At 42.8% G+C, this 17,444-nt stretch carries 16 protein-coding genes, 1 tRNA gene and 3 pseudogenes; 11 read left to right on the forward strand and 9 right to left on the reverse strand.

Going from position 1 to position 17,444, the window contains the following annotated elements; translation table 11 throughout:
* Positions 1 to 58: 58 nt before the first annotated feature.
* The 6 genes from L5M18_RS13700 to L5M18_RS13725 all read right to left on the reverse strand — a co-directional run bounded on the left by L5M18_RS13700 (position 59) and on the right by L5M18_RS13725 (position 4,182).
* Complete coding sequence (locus L5M18_RS13700) at positions 59 to 538, reverse strand: topoisomerase DNA-binding C4 zinc finger domain-containing protein (protein WP_263197356.1); 480 nt, start codon at positions 536 to 538, stop codon at positions 59 to 61.
* Positions 539 to 616: 78 nt separating this feature from the next.
* On the reverse strand, positions 617 to 904 hold the full coding sequence (locus L5M18_RS13705) for a DUF805 domain-containing protein (protein WP_263197357.1): 288 nt from the start codon (positions 902 to 904) through the stop codon (positions 617 to 619).
* 626 nt (positions 905 to 1,530) lie between these two features.
* Complete coding sequence (locus tag L5M18_RS13710) at positions 1,531 to 2,787, reverse strand: Y-family DNA polymerase (protein ID WP_263197358.1); 1,257 nt, start codon at positions 2,785 to 2,787, stop codon at positions 1,531 to 1,533.
* A complete protein-coding gene (locus L5M18_RS13715; protein WP_263197360.1) occupies positions 2,788 to 3,195 on the reverse strand; it encodes a LexA family protein in 408 nt (135 codons plus the stop codon).
* A 61-nt stretch (positions 3,196 to 3,256) separates the two neighbouring features.
* A complete protein-coding gene (locus L5M18_RS13720; protein ID WP_263197362.1) occupies positions 3,257 to 3,421 on the reverse strand; it encodes a hypothetical protein in 165 nt (54 codons plus the stop codon).
* A gap of 50 nt (positions 3,422 to 3,471) precedes the next feature.
* Entirely contained in the window at positions 3,472 to 4,182 is a 711-nt protein-coding gene (locus tag L5M18_RS13725; protein ID WP_263197363.1) for a hypothetical protein, read from the reverse strand.
* Between the two features lie 318 nt (positions 4,183 to 4,500).
* Here L5M18_RS13725 and L5M18_RS13730 point away from each other — a divergent pair, with 318 nt between their 5' ends.
* From L5M18_RS13730 to L5M18_RS13765, 8 genes and pseudogenes are all read left to right on the forward strand, one after another.
* Positions 4,501 to 6,144, forward strand: coding sequence for a YfjI family protein (locus tag L5M18_RS13730; RefSeq protein ID WP_263197365.1), 1,644 nt, complete (start codon positions 4,501 to 4,503; stop codon positions 6,142 to 6,144).
* 63 nt (positions 6,145 to 6,207) lie between these two features.
* Positions 6,208 to 7,491, forward strand: coding sequence for a hypothetical protein (locus tag L5M18_RS13735; protein ID WP_263197367.1), 1,284 nt, complete (start codon positions 6,208 to 6,210; stop codon positions 7,489 to 7,491).
* Between the two features lie 138 nt (positions 7,492 to 7,629).
* Positions 7,630 to 8,565, forward strand: coding sequence for a tyrosine-type recombinase/integrase (locus tag L5M18_RS13740; protein ID WP_263197371.1), 936 nt, complete (start codon positions 7,630 to 7,632; stop codon positions 8,563 to 8,565).
* On the forward strand, positions 8,562 to 10,595 hold the full coding sequence (locus L5M18_RS13745; protein ID WP_263197372.1) for an AAA family ATPase: 2,034 nt from the start codon (positions 8,562 to 8,564) through the stop codon (positions 10,593 to 10,595). The genes L5M18_RS13740 and L5M18_RS13745 overlap by 4 nt, the downstream gene beginning before the upstream one ends.
* A 12-nt stretch (positions 10,596 to 10,607) precedes the next feature.
* Positions 10,608 to 11,132, forward strand: a pseudogene (locus L5M18_RS13750) (DUF6641 family protein); the annotation flags it as partial.
* Positions 11,133 to 11,201: 69 nt separating this feature from the next.
* Positions 11,202 to 11,645 carry a JAB domain-containing protein gene (locus tag L5M18_RS13755; RefSeq protein WP_115335485.1) on the forward strand — a complete coding sequence of 148 codons (444 nt, stop codon included), beginning with the start codon at positions 11,202 to 11,204 and terminating at the stop codon, positions 11,643 to 11,645.
* 19 nt (positions 11,646 to 11,664) lie between these two features.
* Positions 11,665 to 12,069 carry a DUF2787 domain-containing protein gene (locus tag L5M18_RS13760; RefSeq protein ID WP_263197378.1) on the forward strand — a complete coding sequence of 135 codons (405 nt, stop codon included), beginning with the start codon at positions 11,665 to 11,667 and terminating at the stop codon, positions 12,067 to 12,069.
* A 131-nt stretch (positions 12,070 to 12,200) separates the two neighbouring features.
* Positions 12,201 to 12,533, forward strand: coding sequence for a YegP family protein (locus tag L5M18_RS13765; protein WP_263197379.1), 333 nt, complete (start codon positions 12,201 to 12,203; stop codon positions 12,531 to 12,533).
* A 126-nt stretch (positions 12,534 to 12,659) separates the two neighbouring features.
* Here the strand turns inward: L5M18_RS13765 and L5M18_RS13770 are convergent.
* Positions 12,660 to 12,745 (reverse strand) — tRNA-Leu (locus L5M18_RS13770).
* A gap of 456 nt (positions 12,746 to 13,201) precedes the next feature.
* Positions 13,202 to 14,791: a bacteriohemerythrin gene (locus L5M18_RS13775; protein ID WP_263197381.1), complete on the reverse strand. Its 1,590-nt coding sequence runs from the start codon at positions 14,789 to 14,791 to the stop codon at positions 13,202 to 13,204.
* Between the two features lie 311 nt (positions 14,792 to 15,102).
* Between L5M18_RS13775 and L5M18_RS13780 the strand changes: the two genes are divergently transcribed.
* Positions 15,103 to 15,234, forward strand: coding sequence for a DUF3149 domain-containing protein (locus L5M18_RS13780; protein WP_105251481.1), 132 nt, complete (start codon positions 15,103 to 15,105; stop codon positions 15,232 to 15,234).
* A gap of 141 nt (positions 15,235 to 15,375) precedes the next feature.
* Here L5M18_RS13780 and L5M18_RS13785 read toward each other — a convergent pair whose 3' ends face one another.
* On the reverse strand, positions 15,376 to 15,987 hold the full coding sequence (locus L5M18_RS13785) for a superinfection exclusion B family protein (protein WP_105251480.1): 612 nt from the start codon (positions 15,985 to 15,987) through the stop codon (positions 15,376 to 15,378).
* 168 nt (positions 15,988 to 16,155) lie between these two features.
* On the opposite strand from L5M18_RS13785, the pseudogene L5M18_RS13790 reads away from it, so the two are divergent.
* Together L5M18_RS13790 and L5M18_RS13795 are read left to right on the forward strand one after the other, a co-directional pair.
* Positions 16,156 to 17,196, forward strand: a pseudogene (locus tag L5M18_RS13790) (histidine kinase); the annotation flags it as partial.
* A 74-nt stretch (positions 17,197 to 17,270) separates the two neighbouring features.
* Positions 17,271 to 17,444, forward strand: a pseudogene (locus L5M18_RS13795) (IS256 family transposase); the annotation flags it as partial.

A 17,444-nucleotide genomic window follows, 5' to 3' on the forward strand; every position in this document is an offset into this window, starting at 1 on the left:
GACGAAGGAGCGCAAGCCTGCTGTTTTGCGTCCTTTGGTTTAGGCATTTGTCATATTTTTATATATTCAACAAACCTTTGCAGTTAGGGTATTTAGAACACCCCCAAAACTTATTGCCAGCATACTGCCCATTTTTAGCAGTTCTTAGAACCATCTTTGATCCACACTTCGGGCAAAAAGGTATTTCAATTTCTTCAAAATCATCCTCTTCAATATTGCTTTCTACTTGCGTGTATTTAAATTGATTATCGTTTGCTGGTTTTGCTGGTTTTGCTGGTTTTGCTGGTTTTGCTGGTTTTGCTGGTTTTGCTGGTTTTGCTGGTTTTGCTGACTTCTGAGGCTCATTTGATTTTTCAGTATTAAGAAAATAATTAAGCAAAACCGCAATAACAAAGGTATGCGGTAATGCTGCCACAAGGCAGTATGGAGCAAAGCACGCCCCGAATATGAAAAGTTGATTAACGATTATTATGACTACCCAAGTTACAAGAAATGCTTGGAAGTTATTGAATGCACTCTTAAGTATGTCTTTTATCATGACCTTACCTTAAAATTGCTAAGCTGTCCCGCGGAGGCCGCGCTTTTTGCGGCCGGAGTGCACTTGAGTAACTGGTTATTATTCTGACTGAGGCATCTCTCCAGACTTTTTGCATCCGTAGTACAAAGATTGAAGTAGGCCAACAAGTGGAAGAATAGCCCATAATGCTAGCCAAGGATTACTGCCAAACCCTCTAATGCGATTTGCCAAAACATGAATCAGGATTATAACAACAATTAATGATGCTATTGCATTAGCACCTTCTGAACCAATAGCCTTAGTCATGCCCATAACAAACGAGCCAATAAAAATAACTAGTAGATTTATTAGCCAAAACTTCATTCTACTGTACTTAGCTCCAAACATATTTCCTCCGAATTTAAATAATCAACGTCTTAGTATTTATGCGCTGCGCTGTTTGCAGGGCATAAATCGCTTGTTGGACTTGGTCGCTGCCACATCCATGTCAATTGGTATAAATGATGCTATAGGAATTTGCATTTTTGCGGTAGTGTATTTTATTGAGTTTGATGGTAATCACTTGATATCGCTTTACCTTTCCCGTTCTTTCACGCTTATTTTTTGCTGATGAATCACTATCTAACGACTCAAAACCCCAAGGAATACACCTCCCCTCGAAGTTGCCGCTGGGCGAATAGACAAATTGCGTGAGTCTTGCCATGGATGGCAAGCTAGCTTTCGCAGATGCAGAGACGCTTCCTTCGGAAGCGATAGCAAATTTGGCAATGAGCACAAGGGGCTTTCAACTCCGTTGGGGTGTCTTGGAGCATCCAAGGAGGATAGGACGAGCAGTCCTCCTTGGTCGGGTGAGGGGGGAAACCCCACGACTTTGACTTTAATTAAAGCATTCAAACTACGGAAAAGATGGGGTATGTCGCTTCTAAGTCGAACCATCAATTTTTATATAGGCAAAGCTTTACTTGGCCTATTCACCTTTTAAACTGCGAAACACACTTTGGGGCATTTCCTCGCTAGCACTTAATGATCGGCATACTTCGCCACTTAGTCGTATATTGAGGCGTCAATAAGTCCCTCCGCATAGACCATTTTTGCTCTATGCCTTGAGCAGCGACAAACAGAGTATCACTACCATAACGTTGGTTAATGTGATCGAGTGTAAGCATTAGTGCTGGCTTTGCGGTGAGAGGATTGAACAAGTCTAATTGGCTATGCTGCTCGCTCGCTAAGTCCATCAAACCTACGCCTATCTTGTAATAGCGTACACCTTCACGAAATAGCTTAGGTGCGGCTTCACAGATAGCCTTAGTCAACTCGACAGTACAGTTAGTTGGACAAGGAAAATGCACCACTGTTTTATAACTAACAGGGCGCTCATCATGAGGAGAGTTACTGGCAAATAACAGCATAGTCTTGCAGACTGAGCCTTGCTTACGTGCTTTAGCAGCCGCAATACCCACATGCTTGCTCAGTGATTGGAGTAACGATTCAAAATCGGTGATGCGTTCACCCATGCTTCTTGTCGAGAATATCTGCTTCTTATCAGCCCTTGCTTCATCCCACACCTTGCATACTTGGCCGTTAAGCTCGCGTACTGTGCGCTCGACTTCGATGCTGAACTGTTTACAGGCTAATCCTGCTGGCATGTTAGCGAGGTCAAACGCAGTACGGATATTCATCAGTTCGAGCTTAGCGCTAAGCCTACGTCCTATCCCCCAAACATCACCCACTGCAAGCTGCTTTAAAATAGCGATTCGGTCTTGGTCATTGTCGATAACACAGACACCTTTATAGCCCTCTATCTTCTTAGCAGCATGGTTAGCTAGTTTCGCCAGCGTCAGGGTTTTAGCAATCCCCACACAAACAGGTAAACGGGCTTCTTTCCATACAGCTCGCCTTATCAATTGTCCTTGGGTATGCAGGCACTTTATTGCAGGATAACAATTCTTAAACGACAGGAAGGTTTCATCGATACTGTAGACATGCTGCTCAGGTGCAAAGCGGCCGATGATGTCCATCATCTTGCTAGACAAATCAGCATACAGTTCATAGTTAGACGAACAAGCAATAACACCACGCTTAGCGCAGAGTGCTTTGACTTGAAAGTAAGGCACAAACTTCTGAATACCCGCTTCTTTGGCTTGTCTATTGGCAGCAACAATCATCCCATCGTTGTTACTGAGTACAATTATAGGCTTACCACGCCAATCAGGCCGGAACACCTGTTCCGCGCTACAGTAGAAGCTATTGGCATCGACTAGCGCAAACATCTACTTTTCACTCAATATGGGACTTTTACGGTGGCAACGGATAGAACGAGTAATAACCCCTTCAATACTAAATTCATCGTATTCGTGAATGATGACAGGCTGGTGTTGCTGATTGGAGGAAAGCAGTAAACGGCGGGGTATATCAATGATTTTGCAAACAAACTCCCTATTTAAACTGGCAACAATCACATCGCCATTACGCACTGTCTCATGGCGGTCAACAATGAGTACATCGCCATCAAAGATGCCGACATCTTGCATCGAATCCCCTTCTGCAAAGGCGAGAAAAGTCGAACTTGGATGGTTAATCAATAACTCATCCAAGCTTAGACCTAGCTGCGTGTATTCAGCAGCTGGTGACTCAAAACCTGTAATGCCTGCACGGGCAGGAATAGGGATAACACGCATAGCAATAAACCACTGTAATTATATACAGCAATTATAGGCGTAGAATGGCAGCTAGCAAGAATTATTCAGCGACCTCAATGTAACACCATTGGTTCTTCTCTTTATCGAAGGTCACGTTAATGTTCATTGGGTCGGTATAGCCTTGTTCAGCTCGGAAGAATGCGATCTCGCTTATCTCTGCTAAGTCATCAATACACTGTGGCTGCATTAATGTGTATAAAAACATGGCTATAAAACCGACACAGAATTATGAACAGCCTAGTATATTCACAAGAATTATTTTCCAGATTTATTTTTAGTCTTTGCTTTTATCAACCACTTATTTGATAAATCACAACGCCCCATATAACTTGATATGCGTATATGCTTTACTATCGAATCTGCTGATGTTTTAGCCCGACATTCTGAGTGATCAACTCCTGTGTCGATCATGTTTTTTAACTCGGCAATTCCATGCTCAGAGTTATAATAATTAATTTTTGTCATGGTTATATAACCAAAACCATGCAGTCTTTGCAGACAATCAATAAGTCTAGATGCTGGAATCTTTAAATTTAGTTTCTCACTCAAAATTGGTACAAGGTTTGATATTTCACTTTTTGAATGCATTTCAATATCCATATATTTCTTCAAGTTACGAAAGTAAAAATAGTCTTTCCCACCTAATTCCGAGAATTTCGCTTTGTTTGCCTCACGTTCTGAAACAACAAAAAAATCGCCTTGTCCAAATGAATATTCCTCGTATAAGAAGAGCGCCACTTTTATCTCAAGTGGTTTTAGGTGAGGATTGGAGATGATATTCATTATAAATCTATATTCATTAGCACGGCGAGCTACATCAGTGATGTTTTGCTTGAGAATACCTAGTTTTGAAAATGCTAATAAATGTTCTCTAGTGCTATAAATATCATTATGTGGAATTGAGGGATTAGATACCTCAGGAAGCAACACTATTGGATTACTTTGCGTGCCAAATCTATTGCCCATTTCCCTTCCTTTTTGTACTACCATCACCACGTCAGCATATTACTACATCGCAGCAGCTCTTATGTAATACATTGATAATTATTAGTTTAATTTTATATCAATCATAGCGCTAATAGTAATCACATTAAAGATTCATTTTAAATGCATTTTTAATGTTGAAAATAATGCACTAAGGGTTTGATGTATCTATTTGTATTTATTGAACTTAACCAATAAATAACTCAAGGGAAATTATATTGTTTCATAAACTAAGTATCCGTAATCATCTTAAATGCTCTCTGTATTATGGCCCATGAGATACATAACCGGAGAGAGCCCATGAAAAACCTGAAACATAAAAAGCATAAAAAACATCAACATAAACATAAACAACTAAAGGCAAACCAAGCCCCAAAAAAACCAGCTACATCCCAAGAGACAATAGTTGATGCAACAATACAATTCTCTATTTCTGCCTTTACTGGACGTGTAAACGAACCCACGAAGCCACTTGCATTTGATGGGAAATTACCACCGATGGCATTAAAAATGGTGTGCACCATTGCCGCAAAAACAGAGTCGGTTCCAGATTTCGCGGTCACCGCCTTATTAACAACGCTGAGCCTTGCTATTGCTAACCGTTTTCGCATTCAACCAGATAAGAACAATACCGCATATATCATTACTCCGAACTTGTCAGGCATGATTATCGCTGAACCCGGAAGCCGTAAATCTGCACCCGTCCGCTTGGTCACGGAACCATTCACTAATCTTGAAAAGTCTCATGCAAAATCGCAAATGAAAAATGCGAAAGATGATGCTAAACAGCTTTCAAAACAGAAGCTTAAAAATCTTGCATACGAAAAGAAGGCAAGGTCTCTTTCTGTTGAGCTCGTAGATTACTCATCGACCTCTGATGAATACAAAGACATCGAAAAGCAGCTTGATGATGCACTGGAAAAGTATCAAGAAATTCCACAAAAGAAGGCACCCAAAATGCTAGTGGTGCAAGACCCTACACTGAAAGGGTTACTGCAAATTGCTGAAGCCCAGTCTGAACCTGTGTTGATTTATAAGGATGAGCTTGCTCCCTTTTTAGAAGAAGTCTATGCCTCAAAAAATAGTGGTTTCAGACGCTATTTGATTGAAGCAATGGATGGAAAAAATAGCTACACCAATGTCACTGCTCACAAATCAATACAAACGGTTAAGCCCCCAATTATTTCATTGATGGGTACAACTCAACCAAGTGTAATTTGCAAACTGGTAGGTAAGATTGCAGCAGAAAAAATAGTCGATGATGGTTATTTAGATCGCTTTCAACTAGTCACATTTCCAAATGCCAATTATGTGTTGGAGCACTCGACCAGCCTTGAGCACGTAGATGAACAATCAATAGGGGCGTTAATGGCACTTGTAAAGTTGCTTTATAAAAGCTCAAAAGCACCTATCAAAGTGACAATAAACGATGATGCTAAAAAACGGTTTGAAAGCTATAAAACGAAACTCAGTAACTTACAAAAGTCAGAGAAAATATCACCACATGTAAAGAATAAACTCTCGAAATACCCCGACATGATGCTGAGTATTGCATTGGTTATTGCTGTGCTTCGTACGTTTGAAAAGGACCCTTCGTCAATTTTTACACTCAAAACACTCAAAAGCACTGACCTTAAAATGGCGAGTAAATGGACGCATTACTACTTTCAACACCTAAAAAAACTGTGGAGTTCCAAAAGCGCTAAGAAGGAAAATGCGCTCAAGATTTTAGAGAACCTCAAATCACTGTTAGATGAAAATAAGTGCTTCACCACTCGTGATATCACCCAACGCAATTGGGCTGGTATAAACAAGGAAAATGATAAAGCAAAAGCGGCGCTTCAAATACTCGTCGATGAAGGGGTTATTAAATCTGTAAATGATACCAAGAAGACCGGACGTCCATCTGAAAAATGGCAGTTAATCGTCAAAATCGTCGATTAATTGAGTTCCTGATGGGGAGGATTACCTCCCCTGCATCTAATACCGTTTACAGAGAGAATTATTATGAAAAACGAATTATCTACACCCGCTATTAATAGTACTATGTTTAATATTTATAAGTACTTAGATAACAGTAACAATGATATTCACATTACAATAGATAACTATTTAGAAGCTGTCATTCAGTATCGTGTTAGCCATAACAAGTTTGTATCTAAGGCTATGCATCAACGTCTAGCCGAGCATACAGCGCTAAACGTGATGGACACTAAAGCGCTCAAATACGCATTGCAACATGCCTCTGTAGGTGCTGTCACTGATAGCATTAAAGGCCTGCATCTTCAGAGCCGTTTGCTTGAATCTCAATTAGCCAACCCACAGGCATGGGCGTGTTATCCCATCATCGATAAGCTGCATATTACAGTGGATGTGGCTGAAGATGAGATTGATGATTTATACAGTCAATCTCCGTCTATCTTTGAAAATAGCCAATTTCAGTGCTCCAAGACAAAGCCCAAGCGCCAGAAAGGCCAATTCTATAGAGATGTACTGACATTCTCATTAAAGACTGATAAGACAGCGCAGATACGCATGTTCTTTGGTGATTACGCTAAAAATCGTAAAACCAAGCACAACAAGCTAAGAATTGAGTTTATTCCTGCGCGGTTTACGCCTAAACAGATTAGTGAGTTTTTCTATCTGCTAAAGCGCTCTAAGTATATTAAGGACTATAAAGCCAAGATGCGAGGCGCAAATGTCACCCAATGTGATATTACCATTGACTTCTTGTGCGTTCCTACGCCACTGGTGATTGTCGATAAGCCAAAGGCAAAGAATTTTGATAATCACAGTGAGCATGAGAATAAGGGGATGCGCTTTGTTCAAACGATGTATATATGCAACCAAAATGACAGCCATATCGTCGCTTATAGCAAGCCAGAAAAGCTGTTAGAGATGAGTTCTAAAAAGGCAAAGGATCGGCTTCCTATGCTCATTAATGAAGATGGTAATCCGTTAGCGGTAACACGTTTCGAAAATGTTTACCGTCCCCAACAGTCTGGTAGCACTCGGTTACTACAAGACCTGCACAAAATGAGTCGCCTGTTTAAGTCTGTCGAAATCTATCGCCCTGACATACTCGGCAACTTAGATGAGGCAGAGCGCAAATTAGCACTTAGAGATGGACTGATGGTGTACTTCAAAAAGAAGCTTGATGAAGCCGCCTTTATGGCGCGAAATGACATGCTTAAGCACCATGCAATGTATATTAATAGCAAAGCGTTTAAGTCGATGCAAGAGAAGGTGCTGCGTAAGTTACGAAAGTGCATCATATCCCCGAAGGCTTAGCCTAGTTAACCGTGTCAAAAACAGTGGCTGAAATTTAGGCTCAAAAGTGATACTATTAACGTGTTTCTAGTATCACTTTTCCCTTCTCGTTCAAACCTCTAAACACAATTCAACTTAATATACTTACTGGAGTTCTCTATGACTACAGCGACCCCTTATGCGCTGTATTTGAGCCGCCTGTCTATTAATAGTCAGCGCTCTATCAGCTCACAAATGCGCAGTATTGCGCGACTCATGCAGTGGCAAGAAGACTGTCTCGATGACAAGCTGTGTCAGATAGACTATCAACAAGCGCTGCAAATACGCGCAATGATGACCCATGCGCAGTGGTCAGCCCGTTCCATCAACCGCGCCATGATAGCGATTAAGAATATTGTCAAAGTGGCGGCCTTGATGAACAAAGCCGATTTATCGCAAGTCGCTAACTTGCAGACCATTAATCAGGTAAAGCACGGTGAGCATCAAGGTACGCCGTTAAGCACAGAGCAAGTGACCGCAGTATTGGATTACTGTAAAACGCAAAAAGGCACCTTCGCTACCCGTAATCTGGTGATATTCAGCCTGTTCTTGGGTACTGGATTGCGCCGCAGTGAGTTATCGGCGTTGATGCTGAGTGACTATGATGCCAACTTGCATACCCTGACCGTAGCAGCAGGTAAAGGTAATAAGAGTCGCACCTTGTTCTTACCTGAATGGGTAGAACTAAATCTGTTGGCATGGCTTAAGTTGCGTCAGCGCCAGCAGGGTTATTTAGTGTGTAAGTCGACACTGACAGGCAAGCTTAAGCTAACCGAGCCAACCACCCCCACGGCTTTATATCGGTTAGTTAAAGACACCTTGTATGAGCTAGGGGTAGATAACGTATCACCCCATGATTTACGCCGCACCTTCATTACTCGCTTGCTTGAGCAAAATGTGGATATCAATACCGTGCGCCAAATGGCAGGACACGCCGATATCAGCACCACTACCATTTACGATAAACGTGACCATGCGTTTATGAAGCAAGCTGCTGCGATGCTGGATTACATTCCGCCGGATAAACCCATTAAACGGGGGCGCGGCAGTCGATGATAAACGTCAAACCCATCGCTAAACACGCTAAGCATTGTTACTACCTTGCGACTCAAATCGCCGAAGACTTATTACTGTCAGCCGTCAATTATGGCTTTGAGTATATGCCGTCCTATGCGATTAACTCGTTAGTGGGTATCAAGCTGCAACATGGCATTAACCATGATATCGACAGCACCCTCGCGCTGTTTCCGCTAAAGGATAATTACCCTCTAATGGCAGAAACGGTGCAGCACAATGCGCGGTTTCTGTGTGAACTGTTTAAGCTAGATGCCGCAATGAAACCCATGATGGTGCTCATCATCGTGCTCAATGCCAATGCGGGACTCAAAGAGTTGCTTAACCTGCTAGCTGACCATGATACGGATATTCTCATCCATTGGTTAGAGCATGAGACGGGGCTTAGCAGTGATGATATCCATGAGCAGCTAGAACCTTTAGCCCGTAATCGCTTTATTGAGGGTGCAGCATTGCTCCTACCGCATTTGTTGAGAATACCTGAGCCGTTTAGGGTATTGCTGGTGACTGAAAAGCTCACTCGCCGTGAAGCCTTGCTCGCGCCGATTATCAAGCACAGCCCCACAGCACAGTTCAAGCTTAAACAATTTGAGCATGTGAATGCTGATTTAGTGTATCGCTATCTAAGGGCTGCCATGGCTCAGCGGCTGAAAGGCGTTAACATTTTGCTCTATGGGGCAGCGGGTACAGGCAAGACCGAGCTATCTCGAACCTTAGCAAAGGCGCTGCGGCGCAGCTTAGTGGAAGTGCAAAGTGTGCAGTTTGAGGATGGTAAAGTGACTGAGGAGTTCTTGAGTAAAGAGCCGACTAGCCAACGCTTAACCTACCTTAATCTACTGCAAAGCTTGCTCGATGGCTCAGATGAAAGCCTGTTATTGGTCGATGAGTGCGAGAGCGTGTTTAAGCATGCCGATGAGCATTACTCCAAAGAAGGCCTAATGCGCTTACTGGAAACCAATCCTGTACCTGCCATTTGGATTACCAACCATGTATCGCAACTTGAACCAAGCTACATACGCCGCTTTAAGTTAGTGATGGAAATTCCTGTACCCGATGAAGCCTTTAGCTTTGCCATGAGTAAAACCATGCTCAAATCACTTAAGGTATCGGATGCATTTCGCTTGGTGTTAGCCAGCAAATCTAATGCCGCCCCTGCTTATATTGCGAACGCCGCCCATGTGGCAAGTACCTTAGCCTTAACAGGGGATGAGGCTGAAATCGTGGTATTGGACGTTATTGATGCCACCCTTGAAGCCTGCGGGGAAGAGCCGCCAGCGGCTAAATATCAAGGCCAGCTCAGCTTTGACCCGAGTTGCTTAAACCTTAACGCCATCGACGGACAAGATACGCAGTCCATTATCAGTGATATCGATACCGCGATAGCCAACAGCCTCCCTGTCAGGGTGTTACTCAATGGTCCCCCAGGTACAGGTAAAACAGGCTGGGTACATCACTTAGCTGAAACCCACGGCTTGGATATCATGCACATCAAGTGCTCAGATGTACTGAGTAAGTATGTCGGTGAGAGCGAGCAGAACATTGCAGCGCTGTTTAGAGAAGCGCACAGAACAAAGAAGCTAATGCTCTTTGATGAAGTCGATAGCTTGCTCAGTCAGCGTGAGAGCGCTCAAGCGCAGTATGAAGTGCAGCTCATCAACGAACTGCTGTCACAGCTTGAATGCAACACCATGCCCGTGTTTGCAGCGACTAACGCACTCAGCGCAATCGATGGCGCAGTGATGCGCCGCTTTGACTTTAAGCTGACCTGTGACTATCTGACTGAAAGCCAGCGCCAGACCTTGTATAAGCAAGTATTGGGTATCACTAAGTTAACCCAAACCGAAGTAGACCAACTTCACGCACTACAACAATTAACGCCCGGCGACTTCGCTATCGTAGCAAGGCGCATGTTATTTCAACCTAACCACAACCACAGAGCCACTGCGATAGCTCTGTTAACCCAAGAAAACAACCGTAAACAAGCCACGCGCCGCATTGGCTTTATCAACTAAACCCAACAATACAACCCACTAAACCACGAAAAGGAACACCTCATGACAACATTATTGAGTTCGCTCAAGGTTATCGCTCGCCCTGAAATCGCCGTTAAGCCGCCTATCATCGGCAAAAGAACCCGCTTGGTTGACAAGCTTAAGCAGCAATTGGACATGGCCGAATGCTTTATCCAAGGCAGCGAGTTTGAAGCCTACCGCGAGAAAAGTGTCAAAGACCCAGAGACGGGAGAGCGTAAGAAGGTGCGCCGCCGTATCACAGTGCGCCCATGGTACTACGACAGTGAAGGTCACTATTACTTCGAAGTCCGTATCGGGATTAAGCCTATCGAACTGGTAAAGGATAAACCCGCTATTGATGTCGGTGATAAAGCCAAGCTACCTGACACTATCAAGCTGATTATTGATGCAGTGGAGAAAGGTGAACTAGATGAGTTCATCCTCAAGGCATCTAAGTTCCCGACCAAGAAAGCTAAAGCCAACACAGACGCAAAGAGTGAAGCGAAGAGCGATACCTCAGCCAAAACCACCAAGTAATGCACACACTATCAGGAGCAGAAGGAAACCCCTTCTCTCCTGAGTCTTTAGTATCAATAGGGATAGACCATGGCGATTATCCGTGAAATCAATGTCAAATATCAGTTCAAAGAAACCCAGTGCGCCTTGGCCGAGCAAGCCATCACACGACCTGAAGATACCGCGCAGGTATTTGACTACCTAAAGCATGAAACCAAAGAAATGTTTATCGTGGCTAATCTGACAACCCAGCACACCATTAACTGTGTTGAAGTGGTGGCGACAGGTTCCGTGAACGGTATCAGTATGCGACCCGTCGAAGTGTTACGCACGGCCGTTATTCTGAATATGCCCAGCGTTATCCTTGTTCATAACCACCCTTCAGGCGATCCAACACCAAGCACTAGCGATATTCAATTCACCCGTAAAGTCATTGAGTGCGCCAAAGTGCTGGATATCAATGTCCTCGACCATGTGATTATTGGCCTTAACCGCTTTACTAGCCTTCGCGAAACCCACAGCGATTTGTTCTAACACCAACTAAGGACACAAGATGAATACCATTAATAAAGAGTTGGCCTTGCCTGTCTCTGACAGACTGCTATTGGCATTAACCCCGTTTATCAGTAACCAAGTCCACAATGCCGTGACGATTAACTTTCGTGATCCGGATTACAGCCCACAACGGGGTGGCTTTCATCCTGTGGAGATAAGGCTAGAGAAACACACCGAGCAATGGCAGTTATGCTACATCACCGACTTTTGCTATGTCGGCCAAATGGGGCAATGGGAGTTGGTTAAAGAACTGGACTTTGACTTTAGCTGCGGCGTATTTCAAAGCATTAGTGGCCTACTCGTCATTGAAGCGGCAGTAGAGTTTTACCCGATATGGGAGCAAAACTTCCTGTGCTATTGGCAGGAGTTAGCCGTTTTTAATGTCAGTGTGTCGGCAGATTAACCCTCAAAACACTCAAAACCACCGCAAAAGTCACCTATTAAACACGCTAAAGTCGACTACACTGATGCTCAAGCAGGAAATGTCTTCCTTGCTTGCGCTATGGACTGTCTTAAAGAATAAGGAGCAAACCCATGTCAGGATGGTATGAATTAAGTAAAAGCAGTAATGAGCAATTTAAGTTTGTATTAAAGGCGGGGAATGGAGAGGTCATTCTCACCAGCGAGCTTTACACAGGTAAGAGTGGTGCGTTGAATGGTATTGAATCCGTGCAAACCAACTCCCCAATCGAAGCTCGATATGCTAAAGAAGTGGCTAAAAACGATAAGCCGTATTTCAACCTCAAAGCAGCCAATCACCAAATCATTGGTACTAGCCAAATGTATTCGAGCACGGCTGCGAGGGATAATGGGATCAAGTCAGTAATGGAGAATGGGAAAACGACGACGATTAAAGATATGACCTAAATAGGGGTATGCAGAGTGGTGAAAACGAAAAGTAGGGGCAAATGTCTGAAAGCAAAACTGGTGGTAAGTATCTAACATGACTGAATTTTAGGTACAAAAAAACCGACGCTAAGGTCGGCTTTGAAGTGGTACCAGTGGCCAGACTCGAACTGGCACGCTTATTAGGCGGTTGATTTTGAATCAACTGTGTCTACCGATTTCACCACACTGGCACTATCTTCAATCTCAAAAACTTTGCAAATCTTTGCAAGGATTTTGCACGTTAATTCTTTTGAATTAACTTTTTACATCAACAGCTTAGTGAAATTAAAGCTGTAAACACTGTGACTTTTGAATCCACTGTGTCTACCGATTTCACCACACTGGCATAATCTTCAATCTCAAAAACTTTGCAAATCTTTGCAAGGATTTTGCGCGTTAATTCATTTGAATTAACTTTTTACATCAACAGCTTAGTGAAATTTAAGCTGTAAACACTGTGACTTTTGAATCCCCTGTGTCTACCGATTTCACCACACTGGCATATCAAATATGTACTTAGAAGCAATCAAAACAACTGGCTGTCTCTAAGTGCTGGGAATTATACCTTTGCTTATGACAATGGCAAGTCTTTTGCCGCGACTTTAATACAAATTGCATTTAACCGCTCAAAAATCATGCTCTTGGGGTTATTCTGCGCCATGGGATAATAAAAAAGCGGTATATTCTTTATCACTTTTTTGAATATGGTTTACCAACCAAGCTTTCAAGAAAGCCATTAATTCGTCGGCAACATCTTCACCTCTAACAACTCGCTTTTGAAAATCAAGTACTTGCCCAACTAACTTGCCGTGCTTTTCCTTATGACTATCAGTTTGAGGGTAACCAAAACGCGCAAAGAGTTCCTCTTCATAGGCAAAGTGATTGGCCGTGTAATCCACTAACCCTTGCACGATACGTTTGATGGCTTCGAGTCCATACTCTTCATTTAATGTGCGGTGTAATTCATTGATCAATGAGACTAAGCGCTGATGTTGACGATTGATCTCAGGCATTCCTATGTCTAACTCAGGCCCCCATTTCACAAAGAGTTTATTTTGCGCCTGACTCGAATTAAAAAATGCCGCATTCACATGGAACCGATGCAGCAAGGAGCCGATTTCCTGCGACATGTTATACACTTTCAAACTCGATAAGTTAGTGTTGTTGGTGTGGGAGGCATTACTCAGGGCTAGCTCAGCCATCACACTGATATTTTTGTTAATTTCCTCTGCTACTGTATGTTGTTGTCCCGATGCAGTGGCAATTTGATGGGACATATCGGTAATGGTCTCCACCTGAGCGACAATCTGCCCGAGTGCACTGTGAGCTTGATCAACCATATCAGCCGTTTCGTCGGCAATCGCCACGTTTTTCAACATGACTTCAACACCATGTTGTGCGCCTTTTTGTAATGCGGCGATTTGCTGCTGGATCTCAACCGTGGCTTCGGATGTTCGTTTAGCGAGATTACGCACTTCATCGGCAACTACAGCAAAACCGCGACCATGTTCACCCGCTCTCGCACTTTCAATGGCAGCATTTAAAGCGAGTAAATTGGTCTGTTCGGCCACCTGCGAAATGGTTTCAATAATGCTACTGATATTATTGCTGTCGGCGGCCAAGTGCTCGATCACGGTTCGAGTATCATGGATCTGTTGCGACATAGCGCCAATTTTAGTGACTATGCCATTCATGATTTGATCGCCGCGCTTAGCAGAACTTTGGGCAATATCAGCTGCCTGCGCAGCGCTCACCGCATTTTGCGATACGGCTTGTACGCTTGAAACCATCTGCGTCATCGCACTGGCGGCCAGTTCCGTTTGATGTTCTTGCTCTAACACGCCTTGTTTTGCCTGCTCACTGATGACCTTGATATCCGAGGCCACTTTTTTCATCCCTTCGCAGGTATCAGACAAAGATAAAATCGTGCGGCTTACATCCTCGCCCATGCGGTTGATACTATGCACGACCTTAATGAACACGCCCGCATCTTTCTCTTCTAATTGATAACTTAAATCCCCTTCGCCTAAATGATGGGCGGCGCGCTCAAGTTGTCTCAAATTACGAATTAATTTATTGATGTTGAACATTAAAATGGCGGCGAGCGCGCTTAAACACAAAATGGCAACAAAGTGCCCTGTGATCACCAAACAATAGAGGGGATAAATCAGCAACAATAGTGGCGCAAAGATAGAATTATATCCCATTGAATCCTTGTGACTTTTTTTAGAATCCATTTTTTACTCCTTTAAAAAACTGATATCGCGCCTTCATATAAAAACAAGAACGAATAAATGGAATAGCGCGTTAACTGAATATCGATCGAGTTGAATAGGTTAATCCTAGACGCTAACGGAAGAAGAAACAAAGCTAAATTATTTGAATTCGTCGCTGTTAAGCACATCCTTAAATTTGACCAAGATCACAGAGTTAACTAAGGGTTATGACTTTGTATTCCTATGTCGATTTTTTATTGATCGAGATCAGTATTTTAGCTATCGAATACCGCTAATTTAGCGAGGACTTTACAGGAAAGAGGATTTCAGTCATGGCATTTTGGTTAGATCTAATGTTTGGTAACCCCATAGGCTTACTTTCAATGATCGTTATCTTTAGCACAATAGGGATAGTGTCTTATATCACTTGGATGTTCATTGTGAAGTCGGCACCGAAACCATAGTTTTTGCTCCAGTTGTTCTTCATGTTTCTTGTATAAATGCAAAATCTAGGGGGTCTTATCACCCCCATTTTTTGTTGTCTCGCATGTTAAAAGTGCTAACTAAAACATAGCTAGCACTCATCCGAGTGGGGCTAAACACGCCTATGCTGCGTGTTTTCTGTTTTGTACTAATCCATTCAAAAATTGCGGGCGCGCCTTAATCAACGACTGCATTTCTTCTTGGCTCGGCTCACCTGCTGGCAAACGCAGCACATCACGGTTGAGGTACATACGCGCTTTCATGGCAATCTTATAGTCAGCGGTCGGTCCCTGAATTGCATAATGGCGCTCGTTACCGAGCTTTTCTAAGATGCAGGCATTTACTAGACTTTTTACAGCGGGTTCATTTTGCGGCAGAGTCAAAATCGTGGCGCCTTGAAGAAAGAATTCCCTCACTAAAGCTCGCTCAGCGGGATCAAGTAGATTCACTTTAGCTTCAATCGTCTCAATAACGCGCTTATCACTTAAATGACGGATAGACTCATCTAAGCCTAAATTAATTAATTGACTCAAAAAATAAGCGATAGAAACGATTAGACCTAATCCAACAAACTGTGCATGTTCTGGCACAAATTTATCGAGCGCCAGCACTGCCAGCACATTAGGGGGAATAAGAAGTAAGACAGAACAACTCACCATAAGCCACAGCATGACTCTAAACATCATTTTCTTTGGGCTAAAAAACTTAACTGAATCCAGCTTGAGTTTAAACATAGTGCTATCCCAGTGACAAAAAATTGAACTTATCGGCTAATAAGCAAATTTAATGCCACAAATGAAGACATATTTCGTTGATTTTATCTGCGAGAAAATGCACTTTCTGGATCTGTAGGTCTATGCTTATAAGCATCTCAAGCCGCTATTGCATAAAGAAAATTTAAGATGCTGACATTCTTTAGCCAACTTATCAAAAGCCCCATAGGCAGGCACCTTACCCTGTCTATTGTACTTTTTAGTTCTGTTATCACCTTAATCACCACTGCGTATCAGTTGATCAGTGATTATCGCAATGATGTCGTGCGTATCGATAGAGTATTTTCCAACATGGAAAAGGTGAACTTAGATGTGCTCGCCGCCAGTATTTGGGTTATTGACGAGCGGCTCATTAACACTCAGCTCAATGGGCTAATTCAGCTGCCCGATATTAACTATATTTCGATTAAAGATGACAGCGGCCAAGCATGGAATGCAGGCGAGCAGAAACAAGAACACTCCTTAGATAAAACCTTTCCTTTAGTCTATAAATCACCGACTGAAAACATCAATGTCGGCACACTCGAAATACAAGTCGATGTCGATGCTATCTATCAACGCTTGTATGATAAGGCCATTATCATTCTGCTTTCTAATGGCATTAAAACCTTCTTAGTGGCTGGGTTTATTCTATTTTTAGTGTGGTTCAACATTACTAAACACTTAGATAAACTCAGCCAATACTGCAAAAATATCGACATAGACCATGAATACGAGCCACTACAATTTGACCGTCATGAAAAAATTGATGAGTTTAAACAAGTCGCCGATTCCATCAATAGCATGCAAGTACAACTTAGAAGCTCATTTAGCGCCTTAAAGAATTCTAAGACGGAACTGCAAATAGCCTTAGAAGATAGAGAGCGGCTACTCAAGCTCGAACGTAGCTATAAAGAAGAGCTAGCAAGACAAGTTAAAGAAAGAACACTAGAGTTAGAACAATCCCTTAGCGCACTAAAACGAGCACAACAGGTTTTAGTTGAGCAAGAAAAAATGGCGGCCTTGGGTGGACTCGTGTCAGGGGTTGCACATGAGATAAACACCCCAATTGGCATTTGTTTGACGGCGGCAAGTGCGCAGCTCAGCCATATTGAAGAACTGATCGACCTGATCCACAGCGATCAAGCCACATTAGATGAGATAAATGAAATACTTAATGAGTACCAAGAAGAGACTGTAACTAATTTTGTGTAACTGCTTATCAAAAAGTACTCTATAGAGAGTCAAGGATAGGCAGATTACTCATGAACAACAAAGATATTGAAGCTTTTGCTAAAGAAGCAGCTAAAAGCATTAAAACACCTGAAGACTTAAATCAATTCAGTCAAATGCTTAAAAAGATAACGGTTGAGGCCGCCCTTAATGCCGAAATGGACGAGCACCTCGGCTATGATAAGCATCAAAAATCTACCTCAACT

It is taken from the genome of Shewanella sp. SM20 (genome assembly GCF_025654545.1).
Classification (GTDB): Bacteria; Pseudomonadota; Gammaproteobacteria; order Enterobacterales; family Shewanellaceae; genus Shewanella; species Shewanella oncorhynchi.